The sequence below is a fragment of the Methylobacterium sp. CB376 genome, from assembly GCF_029714205.1.
Classification (GTDB): Bacteria; Pseudomonadota; Alphaproteobacteria; order Rhizobiales; family Beijerinckiaceae; genus Methylobacterium.
In genome coordinates, this window is the sequence record NZ_CP121648.1 from 6,016,339 (window position 1) to 6,035,978 (window position 19,640).

The following is a 19,640-nucleotide window of genomic DNA, read 5'->3' on the forward strand; positions in this document are numbered from 1 at the left end:
CGTCGCGGCAGGGAGGGGAGAAGGGCCATGATCGGACGCCCTGACACCGGCAGAGTCCCCGACTTCTCCGGGTATCCGGATCTCGTCGTCATGTATCTCGGGATGCATGTCCGCGCACTCTTCGGATTGAAGACTCTGCTCGGCCTCGGCCCGGCGATCGAGAAGGCCGGACTCGGCCGACCGGACGGATTGCTGCACTACGAGAACAACATCATCTACGGATTCTTTCCGCTTCATGTCGGCATGCGCTGGTACTGGCGCGACATGGAAAGCCTGGAGCGCTTCGCCAAATCGGAGCCGCACCGGACCTGGTGGATGAACTTCCTCAAGGATAGCGGCGGCACCGCGATCTGGCACGAGACCTATCACATGCGCGGGGGCATGGAGGCGATCTACAGCGACCCGCGGGCGACGGGCTTCTCGGCCTTCCTGCCGCTGCAGCAGGCCCGCGGCTCGCTGCGGAGCCGGCACCAGGCCTATGGGCAGGCGGATCTCGGTCACCTTCCCGCCGAGAACCCGCCGGACGTCCAGCCGGCCACGTAGGCCGGGCGAGGATGGGACCGTGGCGGCGGGTCGGCCCGGAGCATCGGCCGCGGGCCGCGCCCGGGCGCGCGGGGCGGGGCGCGGGGCGGGAAACGTCGGCCTGACGCCGGGGAGGGCCGCGCCGGGGCGCCCGCCGGGACGAGGCGGCGCTGAGGGCGCTCTCCGGCCTCACCGCATCGAAACTTCTCGGCGTCATCCTGCATATCTGGCAGGGCGCGGCGACCTCCGTGCCGGAGACCGGGAACCCGATGGCGCGGCTCAGCGCGGTCGCGCGCCATCGCGCCATCGACGTCGTCCGCCGCAGGACGGAGGCCCCATGCCGGAGGGTGAGGACGGAGAGGATTGGCAGGCCCGCATCGCCGCTCCGCGCGACGGCGAGGCGGAGATCCTCGACCGCGAGGCCCTCCTGCACGGCCTGCGCATCCTGGAGCCGGCGCGGCGCGACCGCATCCTGCGCGCCTGTTGCGAGCGCCTGTCGCGGGAGGAGCCCGACGCCCGCCACGCGCGGCCGGTCACCACCGCGAGGACGCGGCTGCATCGCGGGCGCGCCTCCCTGCGCGGCGGCCTGGAGCGGGCCGGATGAGCGACGATCCCGACCTGCGCGCCGCCGAATACGTGCTGGGCACCCTCGACGCCGCGCAGCGCGCCGCCTTCGAGCGCGACCGCGATTCCGACCCGAAGCTCGCCGCGGCCCAGGCCTTCTGGGAGGCGCGGCTCGGGCCCCTGGCCGGGGCGGTGCCGCCCGTGGTGCCGAGCGCCGGCCTGTGGGCGGCGATCCGCGACGCCCTGCCGGAGCGCCGGCCCGCCGCCGCGCCCGCGACCGACCCGATGCCGGCCCTGCGGCGCTGGCGCCGGATCGCGCTCGCGGCGGGCGCGCTCGCGGCGGGCCTCGCCCTGGTCATCGCCCTCGACGGCCTGCATCCGGACCCGCCCGAGGCCCGCTACCTGGCGGTGATCGACCGCGGCGGCGACCTGCCGGCCCTCGTCGTCGGCCTCGACGCGCGGACCGGGATCGTGCAGGTGCGCGCCCTCGCCGCCGAGGCGCCGCGCGAGCGCAGCCTCGAACTCTGGTTCGTCGCGCAGGGAGCCTCGCCCCGCTCCCTCGGCCTCGTCGCCGACGCGCCGCGCACCCGGCTCGTCCTGCCCGCCGCCGACCGGGCCGCCCTCGACGGCGCGACGCTCGCCGTCACGGTCGAGCCGCCCGGCGGCTCGCCCTCCGGCAACCCGACCGGGCCGGTCGTCTACAGCGGGCGGTTCGTGCGCGAGTGAGGCGCCCGCCCGGATGGGCTGGCGGGCGGGCGGCCGCTGCGGCTAGACTGGCCCGCCTGAGGGCCCGCGCGCGGGCGGTCCGGCGCTTGCGGCGGGCGGGTGCACAGGCGGCCGGCCGTCCCGGATCGGGGCGCCGCCGACCAGGAACGAGGCGATCAGCATGTGCGGCATCGTGGGTATCGTGGGCCGTGAGGCCGTGGCGGGACAGGTGATCGACGCCCTGCGGCGGCTCGAGTACCGCGGCTACGACTCGGCAGGAATCGCGACTCTCGAGCAGGGCCGCCTGGAGCGCCGCCGCGCCGAGGGCAAGCTCACCAACCTGCAGCTCAAGCTCCTCCAGAACCCCCTCTCGGGCGCGATCGGCATCGGCCATACCCGCTGGGCCACCCACGGCCGGCCCAACGAGACCAACGCCCACCCGCACGCCACCGACCGCCTCGCGGTCGTCCACAACGGCATCATCGAGAATTTCCGCGAGCTGAAGGCCGAGTTGCAGGCGAAGGGCTGCGTCTTCGAGACCGAGACCGACACCGAGGTCGTCGCCCAGGCCGTCACCCAGGCCATGCGCGAGGGCCTCTCCCCCGTCGCCGCCGTGGCGGCCGTGCTGCCGCGCCTGCGCGGCGCCTTCGCGCTCGCCTTCCTGTTCGCCGGCGAGGAGGATTTCCTGATCGGCGCCCGCCACGGCGCGCCGCTCGCCATCGGCTTCGGCGAGGGCGAGACTTATCTGGGCTCCGACGCCCTGGCGCTCGCCCCCTTCACCGACGAGATCACGTATCTCGACGAGGGCGACTGGGCCATCCTGACCCGGGAGGGCGCCGAGATCCGCGACCGGCAGGGCGCGGTGGTCGCCCGGCCCCGGCAGAGGATCGCGACGCAGGCCTTCCTGGTCGACAAGGGCAATCACCGCCACTTCATGGCCAAGGAGATCTACGAGCAGCCGGAGGTGGTGGGCCGCACGCTCGCCCACTACGTCGACCTCGCCGCCGGCCGCATCAGCCTGCCCGAGGCGCTGCCCTTCGACTTCGCCTCGCTCACCCGCCTGTCGATCACCGCCTGCGGCACCGCCTACTATGCCGGGCTGGTGGCCAAGTACTGGTTCGAGCAGCTGGCGCGGCTGCCGGTCGAGATCGACGTCGCCTCCGAGACCCGCTACCGCGAGCCGCCGCTGGAGACGGGCGGGCTGACCCTCGTGATCTCGCAATCGGGCGAGACCGCCGACACGCTGGCCTCCCTGCGCTACGCCAAGGCCCAGGGCCAGCACGTGCTGGCGGTGGTGAACGTGCCGACCTCGACCATCGCCCGGGAGGCCTCGGCGGTGGTGCCGACGCTGGCCGGACCGGAGATCGGGGTGGCCTCGACCAAGGCCTTCTCCTGCCAGCTCACCGTCCTCCTCTGCCTCGCCATCGCGGCCGGGCGGGCGCGCGGCACGCTCGATCCGGCGCAGGAGCGGCGCCTGATCGACGCGCTGATCACGGTGCCGGGCCTGATGGCCGAGGCGCTCAAGCGCGAGGAGGAGATCGAGGTGCTGGCGCGCGAGATCGCGAAGGCGCGCGACGTGCTCTATCTCGGCCGCGGCACCGCCTACCCGATGGCGCTGGAGGGCGCGCTGAAGCTGAAGGAGATCTCCTACATCCACGCGGAGGGCTACGCGGCGGGCGAGCTGAAGCACGGCCCGATCGCGCTCATCGACGACGCGGTGCCGGTGATCGTGATCGCGCCGCACGACGCCACCTTCGAGAAGACGGTGTCGAACATGCAGGAGGTGGCGGCGCGCGGGGGCCGGATCGTGCTGATCGGGGACGCGACGGGGGCGGACGCGGCGGGGCTGGAGACGCTCGCGACGCTGCGGATGCCGGCGCTGGATGCCGTGGTGGCGCCGATCGTCTACGCGGTGCCGATCCAGCTCCTCGCCTACCACACGGCCGTGGTGCTGGGCAAAGACGTCGACCAGCCCCGCAACCTCGCCAAGTCCGTCACCGTCGAGTGATCCGCTGGGGGGACGCGTCCGCGCGCCGGGGCTCCCGCCGCCGCGGGTTCAGGCCTCGGCGCGGTGCTCCTCCCGCGCCGCCTCCCAGACCTCCCGGGCCGCGTCCGCGTTCATGGCGGCGATGCCGAGCCCGACCAGCAGGTCCGGCCAGGCGGAGGGCCACAGGAAGGCCGTCACGAGGCCCGCCAGCACGATCGCCACGTTGGCGACCGCGTCGTTGCGGGCCGACAGGAAGGCCGCGCGGGTCAGGCTGCCGCTGTGGCCGCGATAGGCGGCCAGCATCAGCGCGCAGGCGAGGTTGACCGCGAGCGCGCCGAGCCCGGTGAGCGAGAGCGCCACCGCCTCCGGCGGCACCGGCGCGGCGAACTTCTCGTAGGCCGTCCACAGGGTGGCGAGGCCGGGCACGAGCAGGATCAGCGCCATCGCCATCCCGACCCGGGCGCGCAGGCGCGCGCGCCAGCCCAAAGCCACCAGGATCAGCAGGTTGACCGCGGCGTCCTCCAGGAAGTCGACGCTGTCGGCGAAGAGCGACACCGACCCGATGGCGAGCGCCACAGCGAACTCGACCCCGAAATAGCCGAGGTTGAGGGCCGCCACGATCGCCACCACGCGGCGCAGACCGCCCGGATCCTGGCCGGCGCCCGTCATCGGCCGGTCTTCCCGTCGTGCGACACCGGCATGGCTCCCGCGGTCCCCCGGCCGGGGCGTAGCGGGCCGGCGCGCGCCCGGCAAGCCGTCCGCCCGGGCGGCCGCGCGCGTGCCTGCGCCTTCGAGTTGTGTTAGTTGACCATTGCAATTGCGAGCCGTGACGTTCCGCGGGACAGCCGGAGACCGGACCATGCGGCGGGGGTTGATCGCACTCGGCGTGATCGGCGTGCCGCTCGCGGCCGCGGCGGAGGAGGGCGCCCGGCCGCGGCGGCTGCAGGTGCGCGAGGGCGCGCTCCTCTGCGTCTCCCCCTTCAGCTTCGCGGTCGCCGCCAAGGCGGCGCAGGATCCGGGCTGGCTGGCCGAGAACGGCTGCCTCGTCGCCAAGCCCGGCCTCGCCGTGCTGCGCCTGGGCGCGGTGAGGCCGGTCGCGGGCGGCCCGGCCTGGAACGTGCGGGTGACGGCGGGCGGGCCGGCGGGCCTCGTGGTCTGGGGCCGTCCGCAGGATTTTCGCCTGGAGAGCGGCGAGCCGGTCCCCCAGGATTACTGAGGCGGCCGGCGGGCGCGCCGGCGCGCAGACGGCGCGCGTGGGCGACATCAACGGCCGGTCGCGGCGGGTGCCGGTCCTGTGCAAGATCGCCCCCGCGGTGCCCGACATGCACATGGAGGACGTGCACATCGAGGATGTGCACCGGGCGCGCGGCATCATGGGCATCCTGGGCGACCTCGACCGGGCCGGCCTCATCGACGCGACGGCCGGATCGGTCCATGCGGGGAGCCTCGCCGCCGCCCTCGCGCGCTGGGACGTGCGCCGCACCGACGGCCCGGCGGTCCACGCCGTCTACCGGGCCGCGCGGCGGGTCTGATCCCGGCGGTCATGGCTCACGACCGCCGGGTCCGTTCTCGACGTGTCGTCGAGCCATCGGCTCGAGCCTCTTCCGACGATGTGGATGCCGGTTCGTCGCAGACAATGCGGCACAATCGCGAACCGAGAGCAGCGTTCGACGGCAACGTGATCGGGCGCTGCTCGCGTGTCGACGCTCCGAGAGGGACGGCGGCCCGATGCATCGGCATCCCGGGCAATCGGCACGATCCCGCCGAGCCGGGATCCGCCGGGCAGCCCGGCCCGTCGCCGGAGCCGCTCGCCGCATTCCCCAAGGGAATTTCGTCTTATCGCCGGATTGCGGCCGCCCCGCCCCGGACGGATCCGTCAAACCGGAACACACCTTCCGACATGATGTCGCGACTGCCTGTATTGTGAAAACAACCAGCATCGCCTCACGCCGATCCGCATCGGATCCACGACAGGATCACGATTTCGGAATCGACGGGAATTAGCGGAATCTTCACAGGTGGCTGCAATAATCTCTCTGCACGGCGATCGAAATCCGCAGCATCGGGGCGGTGCAGGATTTTATTCGCGTCATGCCGAGCATATGGTGAGGAGTGTCTTGGAATGTGGACACACGCCCGGAGGCCCAGCCGGAACCGGATGGAGAGTGCGGCCCTCGCGGCGCTGCGGACCAACGTCATGATCGCCGACGCGGACATGCGGATCACCTACATGAACCCGGCGCTGCGGGATTTCATGCGGGCCGCCGAGGCCGACATCAAGGCCGAACTGCCGCGCTTCGATGCGGCGGCGCTGATCGGCAGCACGATCGACATCTTCCACAAGGATCCGTCGCATCAGCGGCGCATGCTCGCCGCCCTGGAGGAACCGCACGCGGCCACGATCCGGGTCGGCACGCGCGTCTTCGACCTGCTGGTCTCGCCGGTGCGCCGGGAGGGCCGGCGCCTGGGCTACGTCGTGGAGTGGAGCGACGCGCGGGAGCGCCTGCTCAACCTGGACTATTCGAGCCAGATCGCCGCGATCGGCCGCTCGCAGGCGGTGGCGGAGTTCAGGCCGGACGGCACCCTCGTCACGGCCAACACCAATTTCCTCACCCTGATGGGCTACGGGCTGGAGGAGATCCGGGGCAAGCACCACCGCATCTTCGTCGAGCCGGAGGTGGCCGCGGGGCCGGACTACGCCGCGTTCTGGGAGCGGCTGCGGCGCGGCGAGTACCAGGCCTCGCAGTTCAAGCGCCTCGCCCGGAACGGCCAGCCTGTCTGGATCGAGGGCTCCTACAACCCGATCCTCGACCGGCACGGGGCGGTCTCGAAGATCGTCAAGTTCGCGAGCGACGTCACGGCGGAGGTGACGCGGCTCACCGAGCTGAAGCGCCTGATGGACCGCAACTTCGTCGAGGTGGACCGCGCCGTCGGGCAGTCGAACGCGCAGGCGGACCAAGCCCGGCAGGCGGCCGGCAAGACCTCCGGCAGCGTCCAATCCGTGGCCGCCGCCGCCGACGAGCTGGCGCAGTCGATCCAGGAGATCGCCGCCAGCATGAGCCGGGCCCGCGGCGCCAGCGACGCGGCCCACCACCAGACCGAGCAGGCCGGCGAGCTGACCCAGACGCTCACCGCGACGGCGGCGGCGATGAACGGCATCGTCGGCATGATCCAGAGCATCGCCAGCCAGATCAACCTGCTGGCGCTCAACGCGACGATCGAGTCCGCCCGCGCCGGCGAGGCCGGCCGCGGCTTCGCGGTCGTGGCCCAGGAGGTGAAGAACCTCGCCCACCAAGCCTCCCGCGCCACCGATCAGATCGCCGGCGAGATCGGCAACATCCAGTCGGTGTCCAAGCAGGTGGTCGACGCGCTCCAGGAGATCCAGGGCTCGGTCGGCACCATGCGCGACCACGTCGTGCGCACGGCCGCGGCCGTGGAGGAGCAGAGCGCGGTGACCCGGGACATGTCCGCCAGCATGCAGGACGCGGCAGGCGCGGTGAGCGCCTTCGCGCAGAACATCGTGGCGATCTCGCAGGCGGTGGAGAGCGTCTCGCAGGCGGTGGAGACCACCAAGGACGCCGCCCGCGTGCTGGCGCGCTGAGGCGCCGGCGCGGCCCGCGCGGACGGCGGTGCGCCGCTACAGCACCGGGACGCCGCGCTGCTTGGCGTGGTCGCCCGGCTCGACGTGGATCGACACCACGGCGCCGGGCAGCGCGGCCTCGATCGCCTCCTCCAGGCGGTCGCAGATCGCGTGCGACTCCGCCACCGTCATCTCGCCCGGCACGACGAGGTGGAAATCGATGAAGGTCGCCTGGCCGGCGTGGCGCGTGCGCACGTCGTGCGCCTCGAGGGCGCCCGCCCCGTGCTCGGAGATCAGGCCGCGGATCTGCTCCAGCATCTCGGGGGCGGCCGCCTGGTCCATCAGGCCGTTGACCGAGTCCCGCACCATCCCCCAGCCCGACCACAGGATGTTGAGCGCGACCAGCGCGGCGATGGCCGGGTCGAGGAGGAGCCAGCCGGTCGCGGTGGTGAGGCCGACGCCCGCGAGCACGCCGACCGAGGTCACGACGTCGGACATCACGTGGCGGCCGTCCGCGACCAGGGCCGGCGAGCGCCACGCCCGGCCGCGGCGCAGCAGCATCCAGGCCCAGGCGGCGTTGACGACGGTCGCCGCGCCGTTCACGGCCAGTCCGAGCAGGGGCAGGTCGATCGCCTTCGGGGCGAGATAGGCCTCGTAGGCGTCCTTCAGGATCATGATCGCCGCGACCACGATCAGCGCCCCCTCGATCACCGCCGAGAAGTACTCGGCCTTGTGGTGGCCGTAGGGGTGTTCCTGGTCGGCCGGCTGGGCGGCCACGCGCAGGGCGACGAAGGCGGTGGCGGCCGCCACGACGTTGACGATGCTCTCGAGCGCGTCCGAGTAGAGCGCGAGGCTGCCCGTGAGCCACCACGCGCCGAACTTCAGGGCGAGCACGACGATCCCGAGCCCCGTGCTCACCAGGGCCGCGGCCTGCGCGCGTTCCATCTCACGAATTCCATCGGCGACGCCCCGGCCGGGCGGGGCGCCGGCCTCATAAGCGGCGCTCCCCCGGGAAGGCCACGGCACATGTCTTAGCCGGGGCTAAGCCCCCGCCGGAAGCGGGGCGGGATGATCGCCGCCGCGCCGGTGGCGCCGGCGGCGACGAGGCTCAGGAGACGGCCGGGGCGCCCCGGCGCGCCTCCTCCCGCACGCGGCTCACCTGCGCGCGCGCCCGCGCGGCGGCCGCCTTGCGGGCGTAGTGGCGGCGCAGGAAGCCGAAATGGGCCGAGGTGGCGAGCGCCTCCAGGCGCTCGGCCTCGCATTCCCACCAGGTCACCAGCTCCGCATCGAGCGTCGGATGGTTCGACATCGCCAGGATCCCTCCTTCGCGGCTGCCTCTAGATGGCGCGGGCGCGCCGGCCGCGCCACCGGGCATTGATCCGCAGGGCCGATCCGTGCTGTTGGCCCCCATGCGCGTGGATCTGTTCGATTTCGACCTGCCGGAGGCGCTGATCGCGCTGCGCCCGGTCGAGCCCCGGGACGCGGCCCGCCTGCTGCGCGTCGCGCCGGGCCACCCCCTGGCCGAGGCCCGGGTGCGCGACCTGCCCGCCCTGCTGCGGCCGGGCGACTGCCTCGTCTTCAACGACACCAGGGTGATCCCGGCCCGCCTGCGCGGCCTGCGCGCCCGTCCGGACGGGTCGAGCGTCCGCGTCGAGGCGATGCTGCACCGGCGCGAGGGGCCGGATTGCTGGCGCGCCTTCGCCCGGCCGGGCAAGCGCCTGCGCGAGGGCGACCGCATCCGCTTCGGCAGCGGCCGGGACGGGAGCGCCTGCGACCTCGGCCACCTCGACGCGACGGTGGCGGCGCGCGGGGAGGAGGGCGAGATCACCCTGGCCTTCGATCTCGCGGGCGCCTTCCTGGACGAGGCGGTGGCGCGGCTCGGGGAACTGCCCCTGCCGCCCTACATCGCCGGCCGGCGCCCGGCGGATGCCCGCGACGCCGCCGATTACCAGACCGTCTACGCCCGCGAGCCCGGGGCCGTGGCGGCGCCGACCGCGGGCCTGCACTTCACGCCCGACCTCCTGGCGCGGCTCGGCGCGGCCGGGATCGGCGAGGCCCGCCTCACGCTGCATGTCGGGGCCGGCACCTTCCTGCCCGTGAAGGCGCAGGACACCGAGGCCCACCGCATGCACGCCGAGACCGGCGAGATCACGCCCGGCACGGCGGCGCGGCTCAACCGGGCGCGCGCCGAGGGCGGGCGGATCGTGGCGGTCGGCACCACCTCGCTGCGCCTCCTCGAATCCGCCGCCGAGCCCGACGGTACGATCCGGCCCTTCGCGGGGGCGACCGACATCTTCATCACGCCGGGCTACCGCTTCCGGGCGGTGGACGTCCTGATGACGAATTTCCACCTGCCGCGCTCGACCCTGTTCATGCTGGTGAGCGCCTTCGCGGGGCTCGAGACGATGCGGGCGGCCTACGCGCACGCCGTCGCGCAGGGTTACCGCTTCTACTCCTACGGGGACGCGAGCCTCCTGTTCCGGGCCGAGGGCCGATGACCGACAGCTTCCGCTTCACCGTCGCGGCGACCGACGGCGCCGCCCGCACCGGCGAGATCCGCATGCCGCGCGGCGTCATCCGCACCCCGGCCTTCATGCCGGTGGGCACGGCCGGCACCGTCAAGGCGATGTATCCCGAGCAGGTGAAGGCGCTCGGCGCCGACGTCGTGCTCGGCAACACCTACCACCTGATGCTGCGCCCCGGCGCCGAGCGGGTGGCGCGGCTCGGCGGGCTCCACGCCTTCATGCAGTGGCCCTACCCGATCCTCACCGATTCCGGCGGCTTCCAGGTCATGTCCCTGTCGGGCCTGCGCAGGCTCGACGAGACCGGGGTGACGTTCCAGTCGCATCTCGACGGCAGCGCCCACGTGCTGACCCCCGAGCGCTCGATCGCGATCCAGGGCCTGCTCGGCTCCGACATCCAGATGCAGCTCGACGAGTGCGTGCGGCTCCCGGCCGAGCCGGCGGCGATCGAGCGCGCCATGCGCCTGTCGCTGCGCTGGGCCGAGCGCTGCCGCATCGCCTTCGGCGAGCAGCCGGGGCGGGCCCTGTTCGGCATCGTGCAGGGCGGGGACGTCCCGGCCCTGCGCGTCGAGAGCGCGCGGGCCCTGGTCGGCCTCGACCTCAAGGGCTACGCCATCGGGGGCCTGGCGGTGGGGGAGCCGCAGAGCACCATGCTGGCGATGATCGAGGCGGTGGAGCCCCACCTGCCGGCGGCCAAGCCCCGCTACCTGATGGGGGTGGGCACGCCCGACGACATCGTGGAGGCGGTGCGCCGCGGGATCGACATGTTCGACTGCGTGATGCCGACCCGCGCCGGCCGGCACGGCATGGTCTACACCCGGCACGGCCGCATGAACCTGCGCAACGCCCGCTTCGCCGAGGACGCCGCGCCCCTCGACCCGGATTCCGCCTGCCCGGCCGCCCACCTCTACAGCAAGGCCTATCTCCACCACCTCGTGCGGGCGGGCGAGATCCTCGGCATGATGCTGCTCACCTGGAACAACCTGTCCTACTACCAGGACCTGATGGCGGGCCTGCGCCGGGCCATCGCGGCAGGGCGGCTCGACGATTTCGTCGGCGAGACCCGCGAGGGCTGGGCGCGCGCCGAGCGCGACCGGGCGGGCGGCTGATCCGGGATCCGCTTGATCGAAGCGGATCCCGGATCACGCGCCTGCGCGGCGCCTGAGCGCGGCGCCTGAGCGAAGCCGACATCCGCATGGCCGAAAGGGGAGATGGCGAAGCCATCGACCGGATGTCGGATGAGGGAGGCGGCGCGCCGGTCAGCCCTGGGGCGGGCGGGCGAGCACCCGGTAGACGCCCTCGGGATCGTCCGCGCCCGTGGCGACGGCCCGCCGCAGCCCGTCGAGCACCCGCTCGGCGATGGGCAGCCGGTAATGCAGGGCGTCCCAGTAATTCGCGTCCCGGGCCGTGACCGGGGAGGGGATGCGGAAATCCACGACCGTGGCGCCGTGGCGCCGGCCGATCGCCGCGACCTCCTCCTTGCAGGCGGCCTCCTGCGCGGCCTCCGGCGAGCCCGGCCGCGGCTGGACGGCGACGTGGGCCGGCATGAAGGCCGCCACCTTGAGCGCGTCGGAGGGGGCCGCGGCGAGGAACCCGTCGAGCCAGACGAGGGCCGGGAAGGTCCGGCCAGGACCAGCAGGTTGCGGGGCGGTTGGCAGCTGGGCGGCGGCCATGGCGCGGATGTGCGCGGCGGCGCGGGCCGCGTCGTAGGTGGCTTCCGGCGGCGTGAACACCTCGTAGCCGTCGCCGCGGATCCGCTCGCGCATCCGCCCGAGGCGGTGCAGGAGCACCCGGCCGGCGATCTCCAGGCTCTGGAGGTTCCACTGCGCGAGGAGGCCGCGCCACGGCGCATCCTCGCCGTAGAGCCAGGGCGGGAAGGGGCGGAAGGTGAGCCGCTTCTCGTCCGCCGCGGGGTCGCACCAGCTCGCGTCGAGCCCGAGGATCACCGCCCGCGCCCGCACCCGGCCGAGGAAGAAGCGGGCGAGCTGCATCTGCTCCCACGGCGTCGCGGCGTTCATGGCGAGGTTGGCGAAGCGCCCCGGGAAGGCGCGCCCGAGCGCCTGGGGGTCGAGGAGCCGCGCCGTCGAGGTGCCGAACACGGCGGCGTCGAAGGCACCGCCGCGCACGATCTGCGGGTACATGAAGCGCTGGTTGAGGTCCATGACCGGCCCCGGCCGGCGCCCGGGCGCGGCGCGCAGGCCGTAGGGGTCCATCGCGGCGATGAACACGAACGCCGCCGCGCCGGCGGCGGCGGCCGTGCCCAGGGTGAGGCCGAGGAAGCGGCGCCAGGCGGCGGGCGGCGCGGGGTCGGGACGGGGATCGCTCGGGGGCGCGGGGCGGGTCACGCCCCTCGTTCGGCGGTTGACCCGGCGGCGTCAACCCCCTACATCGGCGCCTGCTCCGCTCACGGATCACCGGGCTCCCCGCGCCGGGCCCGCGCGGAAGCGAGCGCGTAGCTCAGCTGGTAGAGCAACGGACTTTTAATCTGTAGGTCCTGGGTTCGAGTCCCAGCGCGCTCACCAAAAATATCAAATACTTACGCGGGATTTTGGCCCCCCACGAGGGTCCATTTGTTAATCCGGGTATCTGCACGGGTAACCGTGAACCGCCCGTGTGCCGCGGGGTGGCAAGCGCCTGCCGACGTTGCACTCGCGTCAAGCTTGCGGGGAAGAAGCTTTACACGTGGCGGTGCAGCTCGGTGGATAACGCCATCATGCGGGGCACCTCCCAACTGAGCAGAGGGACTCCGAGGAGCGTGGCACCTGCTGCGACCAATTCGGAGTGACATAGCCGTTGCCCGCTGAACGGCAGAGATGCGCCACTTCCAGACCTTCGATCAGGGCTGCCGGAATGGCCGCTCGGCCCCACAAATCGGACGTCTCTGAAGCTTCCATCCCTCTGGTGGCCGACCCCTTCGCGGACGATCGGCGTCGGACGTGAGCGACGCCGCTCCAAGAGGCTTCAGCAGGTCAAATGATTCGACCGTCTCCGGTCCGTTCACGCGCACCTCCCGTGCCTGCGAAAACGGCTCGTGCGTCTCGGCGGCGCGACGTGCCCTTTGTGTTCGCCACCGGCTGCGCCGCCATGACCGTGCCGGCCGCCTACGCCGTGCCGCATCACCAGAAGCAGTGGATGTCGCCGAGGTCGCGTGGCACGCCGGGTCCCGCTGGTCGCGGGCCGGCACGAGGTGCAATGCTGTCAGCTCGTCCGCTGCACATCGGGATTGTCCGCGGCCCCAATCGGCGGCAGGGCGCCCGTGCCCGGCGTGGCTTCGACCCGCGCCACGGTCCGCCGGAAGTTGGCGAGGTGTGGGCGCCAAGACCGAGCGCCCCCGCTGCGGCGCTCGCCGGCCGCCCTCCGGTCACGCGCAAGGTCGCCCTGGAGGAGCGATCACCCGCTCGACCTCCCCACACAGGGTCTCGTTCTCCGAGATCTTCCTGCCCGGGAGGCATCGCAGCGCGCGGATCTGCCGCTGATCTGCACGGACGTGATCTCCTCGACGGGCCCGGCGCGGGGCGGGCCCTCGAACCCACCAGAGGGTCGGTCCGTTCCGCTACTCGGCTCAAGGGCAAGGGCGTTGACGATCCGGGGCCGGCTCCGCAACCAAGGTGGCACGGGGGGTGTGTTAAGGCTGATGGCGCGCGAACTTCAGCGCATTCGCGTCCGCGACACTCCTCTATGAGGAACGATCCGATGGCGTCCAGCACGGTCACCGGCGTGGTGCGCTGCAGCGGAGGGCGCCAGATCGCAGTGTCTCGGACATCGGACAAGTCTGCGGGCCGCCATCCATGAAACTCCTTTACCTAGCGGCGTTTCGCGCCGTCATGCTGACCGGAACGGTGAGCGCGGCCGCCGAGGTTCTCGGGCGGAGCCAGCCCGCGGTGAGCCGCCTGCTCGACAAGCTGGAGGCGGAACTCGGCGCCAAACTGTTCGAGCGCCGGCGCGGGCTGGTCGTCCCGACCTCCACGGCCCAACTCCTCCTCGACGAGGTCGAGCGGGCCTACGTCTCGCTCGAATCGCTCAAGACCTTCGCCTCGCGGGCCGCCGAGGGCGAGAGCAGCCGCGTCTCGGCCGCCGTGCTGCCGGCGCTCGGGCTCAACTTCATCCCGGCGACGGTCGCGACCTTCGCGCGGGACTGGCCGCGGACCCGGGTGCTGCTCAACGTCCAGCCCTCGGTCCAGGTTGAGGAGTGGGCAGCCTCGCAGCAGATTGATTTCGGCGTCGCGGAGATGCCGGTCAAGCGGTCCGGCTTCCGGACGGAGATCTTCAGCGACCGCCCCTACCTTCTCGCCGTCCCGCGCGATCATCCCCTCGCCGAGCGGGACCAGGTCGGGCCGTCGGATCTCCGTGGAGAGCCGTTCATCGTCGGTTCGTCGTTCACCGCGATGGGGCAGTTGCTGCCCCAGGCATTCCGGACGAGCGGCGTGCCGCTGGAGGCCCGCTACGAGGCCCCGCTGTCGATGGTCGTCTACGAACTCGTCAAGCAGGGCGTCGGCATCGGCCTCGTGGATCCCTACACCGCGCTCATGCAACGCGACGAGCGCCTGCGGCTCCTGCGCTTCGTGCCCACCATTCCCTTCAACGTCGCGCTCCTGCGTCCCGAATCGCGCCCGGCCAACCCGGCCGCCGACGCCCTGCTGGACCTGATGGCCTCGGAACGCGACCGCCTGATGGCGCGCTTCCCGGACTGAGCCTATTATGCGGAACGCGCATAACGCTCCGCGAACAATCAATTTTGCGCATTCCGAATTCCGGTGTTCACTCCATCAAGTCGCTGATTTAGAGGTAGGGCAGTGGGTATTCCCTCACGGCGAGAAGCACAGGGCGATCGCCGCTACGATGTCGTCATCATCGGTGGCGGCATCAACGGCACGAGCGCGGCGCGCGAACTCACCGCGGCCGGGTACAAGGTCCTGCTCGCCGAGATGTTCGACCTCGCCCACGGCGCGTCGAGCCGCTCGTCTCGGATCCTCCACTGCGGGTTGCGCTACTTCGAAACGTCGCGGCCCCTGCGCAGCTTCCTGTCCTCGCCCAGGCGCCTGGCCAGCGCGGCCGGCATGGCGCGGGCGGCGATGCAGGCGCGCGCCGAACTCAGCGCCCTGAGACCGGAGATCTGCAAGCCCTTCACGATGTGCTTCCCCGTCTACGGCGGCGACGCCGTCAAAGGGTGGCATCTCGACCTCGGCTTCGGCCTGCTCAGGCGCCTCGGCCCGGCCCGGCCGGTCCTCGACTACCGGCGCGTCGCGGGGGACTTCGACCGGCACGTGCCCTTCGTGTGCGACCTGAGGGATCGCGATCGCCTGCGCTCCGTCGCCACCTACCGCGAGTACATCATCGACTCCCCGGACCGGCTCTGCGTCGATGCCGCCCTGGAGGCGGAGCGCGGCGGGGCGGAGCTGCGCCTGTTCACCCGTGCTACGATCGCCGGGCGCACGGCGGAGGGTGGCTGGTCATTGCGCCTGTCGGGCCAGGGCAGTGTCGAGATGGTCGAGGCCCCCGTCGTGCTCAACCTTGCCGGGACGTGGTCCGACGAGATCATCGCCGGGATCGCGCCGGAGCCGCGCGTACCGCTCGTGACGGGCACCAAGGGTGCGCACATCGTCGTTCGGCTGCCGCCGCGCTACGCGGGCCACGGCATCGCCTGCCTGCATCGCGGGGGACATCCGTTCTACTGCCTCCCCCTCGGAGGCGACCTGTTCTGCTTCGGACCGACCGAGACGCCCTACGGGGGCGACGCCGCGGACGCCGTGGCCACGGACGAGGACGTTGCCTTCCTGATCGAGGAGGCCAACTTCCTCCTTCCCGGTCTCCGGCTGCGGCGATCCGACGTCGTCTTCACCTGGGCCGGCGTACGGCCACTCGGATACGACGCCCGCCAGCCGATGGGGCGCCGGGTGCGCGAGATCCACGACCTCGCGGATCGCGGCCTGCCCGGGATCTTCGCGATGACCGCGGGGCCGGTGATGTCCCACCTGAGCGCCGGCCGCGACTTGCGGAAGGCGGTCGGCCGCGTGCTCGCGCCGTCCAGATTGCCGCCGGTGCCGCCTCTCCCCGCATCGAGACCGGATCCCGCCGCGGGCGACGCGGCCCGCATGCGCCATGCCGTCGGCGCAGAGCACGCCCGCGACCTTATGGGCATCCTCTACACGCGCACGGGACTCGCGTGGGGCCGCCACCTCGACCGGCGCACCGTCGAGGTGGCGGCGGAGACCGTCTCCGATCTGCTGGGATGGTCGCCGGGCGATGTCGCGACGCAGGTCGACAGCTTCATGCGGCACCAGAATATCAGGTTCGCGCGGCGAGAGACTGATAGATTGTCGGTTGATCGGGTGGAGGCCAGGACATGACGATGGGCGGACCGATGAGGACGATTGTAGTCGTGGCGGCGGTGCTCGGCGGGGGGCTGGTCGCTTCGTCCGCCGGGGCGGCCGAAGGCCGCCTGAAGGAGATCCTCGATCGTGGCGTGGTGCGGGTCGGCGTGCAGGGCGCCTTCAAGCCGTGGTCGTTCCCGGCGCCAGATGGAACCCTGCAGGGGATCGAGGTCGAACTTGCCAAGTCCGTGGCCGACACGCTCGGCGTCAAGCTCGAGCCGGTGATCATCACCTCGGCCAACCGGATCCAGTACCTCCAGCAGGGCAAGATCGACCTCATCCTCGGCGGCATGTACGACGCCAGCGACCGGCGCAAGATCATCGGGATGATCGAGCCGGCCTACTGGTCGTCCGGACCGACGCTCCTCGCCAAGAAGGGCGCGATCAAAGACTGGAAGGACATCGCCAACAAGCCGGTCTGTGGCAAGCAGGGCAACTACTACAACAAGCAAGTGCAGACCGAGCTGCACGCCAACCTGATTGCCTTTGCGGGGAACACGGAGGGCAAGGAGGGGCTGCGGGCCGGAAAGTGCGTCGCGTGGCTCTACGACGACGTCAGCATCATGGCCGATCTCGCCCTGCCGGAATGGGAAGGCTACGAGATGCCGGTCCCCGTGCTCTACAACAATCCCTGGGCTGCCGCGGTCCCCCTCGACGAGCGCGACAAGGCCTGGGGCGCGTTCATGGCCGGCATGGCCTATCGCTGGCAGGCCGACGGCAAGCTGATCGAGCTCGGAAAGAAGTGGGGCGTGACGATGTCCGACTGGTTCGCGCAGCAGCATCAGAAGCTGCACTGGGACACATCCTACCTCAAGTGAGAATGGTCGCTCGCGGGTTGCGGTTCGAGCGCTGAGGTGTCGGCATGCTGGATCTCATAGGGCCATTCTTTCGAAGCCTCTACGATCGTACCGGGTGGAACTTCAACATCTTCTACGATCCCTACGAGTACGGCCGGTTCATCGCGGGCGCCTCGACGACCCTGTGGCTGATCGCCTGGTCGCTGGCCTTGTCCCTGGTGATCGGCGTGCTCGGAGCCTGGGCCCAGGGCGCCCGATCGCGGACGCTGCGCTGGGGCGTGGACGCCTACATCCAGGCGTTTCGCAACACGCCGCCGATGATCCAGCTCCTGTTCTTCTATCTCGGTCTCGGCGCCTTCACGCCCGAGATCGACATGGGCGGCTACTCGCAGCCTCTGATCTCCTCCTTGGCCTGGGCGGTGATCGCGCTCGGCATCTTCGGCGGTGCGTTTAACGTCGAGATCTTCCGGGCGGGCATTGAGGCCGTGCCCGACTCGACCCTAGAGGCCGCCGAGAGCCTCTGCTTCTCGCGGTTCCAGACCTACATCTACGTCACTCTGCCCCTCGCGTTCCGCATCAGCCTGCCCGCCCTTACCAATAACCTGGTGAGCTTGGCGAAGACGACGTCGCTCGCCTACATCATCACGGTTCCGGAGATGACCTACGTGCTGAACCAGGTCTGGTCCGACAACCTGAACACGTCGGAGATGATGCTGGTCCTGTTCGGGTTCTACATCGTCGTCGTGACGCTGCTGGCGGCCGGCCTGCATGCAGTCGAACGCCGGCTCGTGCTCCCGGGATACGGACAATGAGGCAGCCGGCCTTCCAGCTCAGCATCGCGCGCCTGAGGGACGGTCAGGTCCTGAGGGGGTTCCGGGCGTGGCACGTCGCCGTGGTGCTGCTGGCGCTCGTGGTCGCGCTCGCCGCGGCGGTCGTGCGCTCCTCCGCCCTCGGGACCCCCTCCACGGCGCTGACTGCGCTCATCACCTACGCTCCGTTCATCCTGCGGGGCTTCGCGCTCAACCTCGCCATGAGCTTCCTCGCTATGGCGATCGCGACGATCCTTGGGATCGGCCTCGGCCTCATGCAGATCAGCACGAGGGCGGCCGTCCGGCTGCCGGCCCGTTTCGTCACGCACCTCCTGCGCAACTCGCCATGGCTGGTGATCCTGTTCCTGGTGACCTACTTCATGCCCGTCGAGGTCCGGCTGCCGGGCGGATGGCTGGTCCCCGTTCCGGACTGGAGCAAGGCCACCCTGGCCTTCGCGCTGCCGGTCATGGGCAATATCAGCGAGATCCTGCGCGGCGCGGTGCGGTCGATCCCGTCGGGGCAGTGGGAATCGGCCGAGGGGCTGGCCTTCACCCGCGCGCAGACCCTGCGCTACATCATCCTGCCGCAATGCGTCCGCCGCTGCATCCCGCCCTGGATGAACTGGTACGCCATGCTGACATTGTCGACGCCGATGGCGTCGATCTTCAGCGTGCACGAGGCGGTCGCGAACGCCCAGGCGAGCATGGAGGCGGCAGGCGCCCGCCCGGAGCTTCTGCTTCCGTTCTACCTGTTCTTGCTGTGTCTGTTCTTCGTCTACATCTACCCGATCGCGGTGTGGACGCGCGTGCTGGAGCGCCGATATGCTGTTGGCTGATCAATCCACCGCCGAGGGCGCCGCGACCGGCGAGGGCCGCCGCGCCCTCGTCTCGCTCCGCAACGTCCGCAAATCCTATGGCGCCTTCGAGGTGCTGAAGGGCATCAGCCTCGACGTCGGCAGGGGCGAGGTCGTGTGCATCATCGGACCCTCGGGCTCCGGCAAGTCGACGCTGATCCGCTGCATCAACGGCCTCAGCGCCATCCAGGGCGGCTCGATCACCGTGGACGGGCAGGAGGTCAACGACCCGAAGCTCGACAAGCTCGCCCTGCGCCGGAAGGTCGGGATCGTCTTCCAGCAGTACAACCTCTTCCCGCACAAGACGGTGCTGGAGAACGTCATGATGGCGCCTATCAAGGTGTTGCGGGAGCCGCGGGCGCAGGTGGAGGAGCGGGCGAGGCGCCTGATCGCCAAGGTGCGCCTCACCGGCAAGGAGGATGCTTATCCGGGGCAGCTGTCGGGCGGGCAGCAGCAGCGGGTGGCCATCGCCAGAAGTCTCGCGATGCGGCCCGAAGTCATGCTCTTCGACGAGGTCACGGCGGCGCTCGATCCGGAGACCGTCAAGGAAGTCCTCTTCACCATCAGGGAACTGGCCGCCGAGGGCATGACTTGCATCCTGGTGACGCACGAGATGGGCTTCGCGCGCGAGGTCGCCAACCACGTCTACTTCACGGACGGCGGCGTCATCGTCGAGGACGGGCCGCCCGACCAGATCTTCAGGAACGCCAAGGATCCGCGGACACGACAGTTCCTGAGTCAGATCCTCTAAGGATGCGCGATGAGGTAAGCGTTCGTCGCGACGCGCGATGGGATCGATGATCCGGGGCGGCGTCCGTTCCGCGCGGGACGGTCGGGCTTCCGCAAGCGTCACGCCGGAGATCGCCTCGCGCCGGTGAGGCAGGCGTCCAGGCTTGTTCGAGATGGCGGCGCCCCGCGTGCTCACCCCA

General features: G+C 71.4%; 18 protein-coding genes, 1 tRNA gene and 1 pseudogene. 16 read left to right on the forward strand and 4 right to left on the reverse strand.

Annotated features, from left to right (window positions below):
* The first annotated feature begins 27 nt into the window (after nucleotides 1–27).
* The 4 genes from QA634_RS27730 (at nucleotide 28) to glmS (ending at nucleotide 3,799) form a co-directional block, all read left to right on the forward strand.
* On the forward strand, nucleotides 28–543 hold the full coding sequence (locus QA634_RS27730) for a DUF4188 domain-containing protein (RefSeq protein ID WP_012335206.1): 516 nt from the start codon (nucleotides 28–30) through the stop codon (nucleotides 541–543).
* A 316-nt stretch (nucleotides 544–859) separates the two neighbouring features.
* On the forward strand, nucleotides 860–1,126 hold the full coding sequence (locus QA634_RS27735; RefSeq protein ID WP_012335207.1) for a hypothetical protein: 267 nt from the start codon (nucleotides 860–862) through the stop codon (nucleotides 1,124–1,126).
* Nucleotides 1,123–1,812 carry an anti-sigma factor gene (locus tag QA634_RS27740; RefSeq protein WP_012335208.1) on the forward strand — a complete coding sequence of 230 codons (690 nt, stop codon included), beginning with the start codon at nucleotides 1,123–1,125 and terminating at the stop codon, nucleotides 1,810–1,812. The genes QA634_RS27735 and QA634_RS27740 overlap by 4 nt, the downstream gene beginning before the upstream one ends.
* Before the next feature lie 160 nt (nucleotides 1,813–1,972).
* Nucleotides 1,973–3,799, forward strand: coding sequence for a glutamine--fructose-6-phosphate transaminase (isomerizing) (glmS, locus tag QA634_RS27745; protein WP_012335209.1), 1,827 nt, complete (start codon nucleotides 1,973–1,975; stop codon nucleotides 3,797–3,799).
* A gap of 48 nt (nucleotides 3,800–3,847) precedes the next feature.
* Here glmS and QA634_RS27750 read toward each other — a convergent pair whose 3' ends face one another.
* Entirely contained in the window at nucleotides 3,848–4,447 is a 600-nt protein-coding gene (locus QA634_RS27750; RefSeq protein ID WP_012335210.1) for a cation transporter, read from the reverse strand.
* A gap of 190 nt (nucleotides 4,448–4,637) precedes the next feature.
* Between QA634_RS27750 and QA634_RS27755 the strand changes: the two genes are divergently transcribed.
* From QA634_RS27755 to QA634_RS27765, 3 genes and pseudogenes are all read left to right on the forward strand, one after another.
* Nucleotides 4,638–4,994, forward strand: a complete 357-nt coding sequence (locus QA634_RS27755) for a hypothetical protein (RefSeq protein WP_012335211.1) — start codon at nucleotides 4,638–4,640, stop codon at nucleotides 4,992–4,994.
* A 37-nt stretch (nucleotides 4,995–5,031) separates the two neighbouring features.
* Nucleotides 5,032–5,298: pseudogene (locus QA634_RS27760) on the forward strand (dihydroxy-acid dehydratase); the annotation flags it as partial.
* 638 nt (nucleotides 5,299–5,936) lie between these two features.
* Nucleotides 5,937–7,379, forward strand: a complete 1,443-nt coding sequence (locus QA634_RS27765) for a methyl-accepting chemotaxis protein (protein ID WP_150108734.1) — start codon at nucleotides 5,937–5,939, stop codon at nucleotides 7,377–7,379.
* A gap of 36 nt (nucleotides 7,380–7,415) precedes the next feature.
* On the opposite strand, the gene QA634_RS27770 is transcribed toward QA634_RS27765, so the two are convergent.
* Nucleotides 7,416–8,303: a cation diffusion facilitator family transporter gene (locus tag QA634_RS27770; RefSeq protein ID WP_012335213.1), complete on the reverse strand. Its 888-nt coding sequence runs from the start codon at nucleotides 8,301–8,303 to the stop codon at nucleotides 7,416–7,418.
* Between the two features lie 163 nt (nucleotides 8,304–8,466).
* On the reverse strand, nucleotides 8,467–8,667 hold the full coding sequence (locus QA634_RS27775) for a hypothetical protein (protein WP_012335214.1): 201 nt from the start codon (nucleotides 8,665–8,667) through the stop codon (nucleotides 8,467–8,469).
* A gap of 100 nt (nucleotides 8,668–8,767) precedes the next feature.
* Here QA634_RS27775 and queA point away from each other — a divergent pair, with 100 nt between their 5' ends.
* Together queA and tgt are read left to right on the forward strand one after the other, a co-directional pair.
* Nucleotides 8,768–9,856: a tRNA preQ1(34) S-adenosylmethionine ribosyltransferase-isomerase QueA gene (gene queA, locus QA634_RS27780; RefSeq protein ID WP_012335215.1), complete on the forward strand. Its 1,089-nt coding sequence runs from the start codon at nucleotides 8,768–8,770 to the stop codon at nucleotides 9,854–9,856.
* Nucleotides 9,853–10,989: a tRNA guanosine(34) transglycosylase Tgt gene (gene tgt, locus QA634_RS27785; RefSeq protein WP_012335216.1), complete on the forward strand. Its 1,137-nt coding sequence runs from the start codon at nucleotides 9,853–9,855 to the stop codon at nucleotides 10,987–10,989. The genes queA and tgt overlap by 4 nt, the downstream gene beginning before the upstream one ends.
* Nucleotides 10,990–11,139: 150 nt before the next feature.
* Here the strand turns inward: tgt and QA634_RS27790 are convergent, their stop codons facing one another.
* Nucleotides 11,140–12,225 carry a hypothetical protein gene (locus QA634_RS27790; RefSeq protein ID WP_012335217.1) on the reverse strand — a complete coding sequence of 362 codons (1,086 nt, stop codon included), beginning with the start codon at nucleotides 12,223–12,225 and terminating at the stop codon, nucleotides 11,140–11,142.
* Nucleotides 12,226–12,326: 101 nt separating this feature from the next.
* Between QA634_RS27790 and QA634_RS27795 the strand changes: the two genes are divergently transcribed.
* From QA634_RS27795 to QA634_RS27825, 7 genes are all read left to right on the forward strand, one after another.
* Nucleotides 12,327–12,402, forward strand: a tRNA-Lys gene (locus QA634_RS27795).
* Nucleotides 12,403–13,668: 1,266 nt separating this feature from the next.
* Nucleotides 13,669–14,571, forward strand: coding sequence for a LysR substrate-binding domain-containing protein (locus QA634_RS27800; protein WP_012335218.1), 903 nt, complete (start codon nucleotides 13,669–13,671; stop codon nucleotides 14,569–14,571).
* A gap of 102 nt (nucleotides 14,572–14,673) precedes the next feature.
* Complete coding sequence (locus tag QA634_RS27805; protein WP_012335219.1) at nucleotides 14,674–16,227, forward strand: FAD-dependent oxidoreductase; 1,554 nt, start codon at nucleotides 14,674–14,676, stop codon at nucleotides 16,225–16,227.
* Nucleotides 16,228–16,241: 14 nt separating this feature from the next.
* Nucleotides 16,242–17,069 (forward strand): transporter substrate-binding domain-containing protein, encoded by an 828-nt coding sequence (locus QA634_RS27810; RefSeq protein ID WP_150108735.1) that lies wholly within the window; start codon nucleotides 16,242–16,244, stop codon nucleotides 17,067–17,069.
* A 44-nt stretch (nucleotides 17,070–17,113) separates the two neighbouring features.
* Nucleotides 17,114–17,860: an amino acid ABC transporter permease gene (locus QA634_RS27815; protein ID WP_012335221.1), complete on the forward strand. Its 747-nt coding sequence runs from the start codon at nucleotides 17,114–17,116 to the stop codon at nucleotides 17,858–17,860.
* Nucleotides 17,857–18,693, forward strand: a complete 837-nt coding sequence (locus tag QA634_RS27820) for an amino acid ABC transporter permease (RefSeq protein WP_012335222.1) — start codon at nucleotides 17,857–17,859, stop codon at nucleotides 18,691–18,693. The genes QA634_RS27815 and QA634_RS27820 overlap by 4 nt, the downstream gene beginning before the upstream one ends.
* Nucleotides 18,680–19,462 carry an amino acid ABC transporter ATP-binding protein gene (locus QA634_RS27825; protein WP_012335223.1) on the forward strand — a complete coding sequence of 261 codons (783 nt, stop codon included), beginning with the start codon at nucleotides 18,680–18,682 and terminating at the stop codon, nucleotides 19,460–19,462. The genes QA634_RS27820 and QA634_RS27825 overlap by 14 nt, the downstream gene beginning before the upstream one ends.
* Nucleotides 19,463–19,640 lie beyond the last annotated feature (178 nt).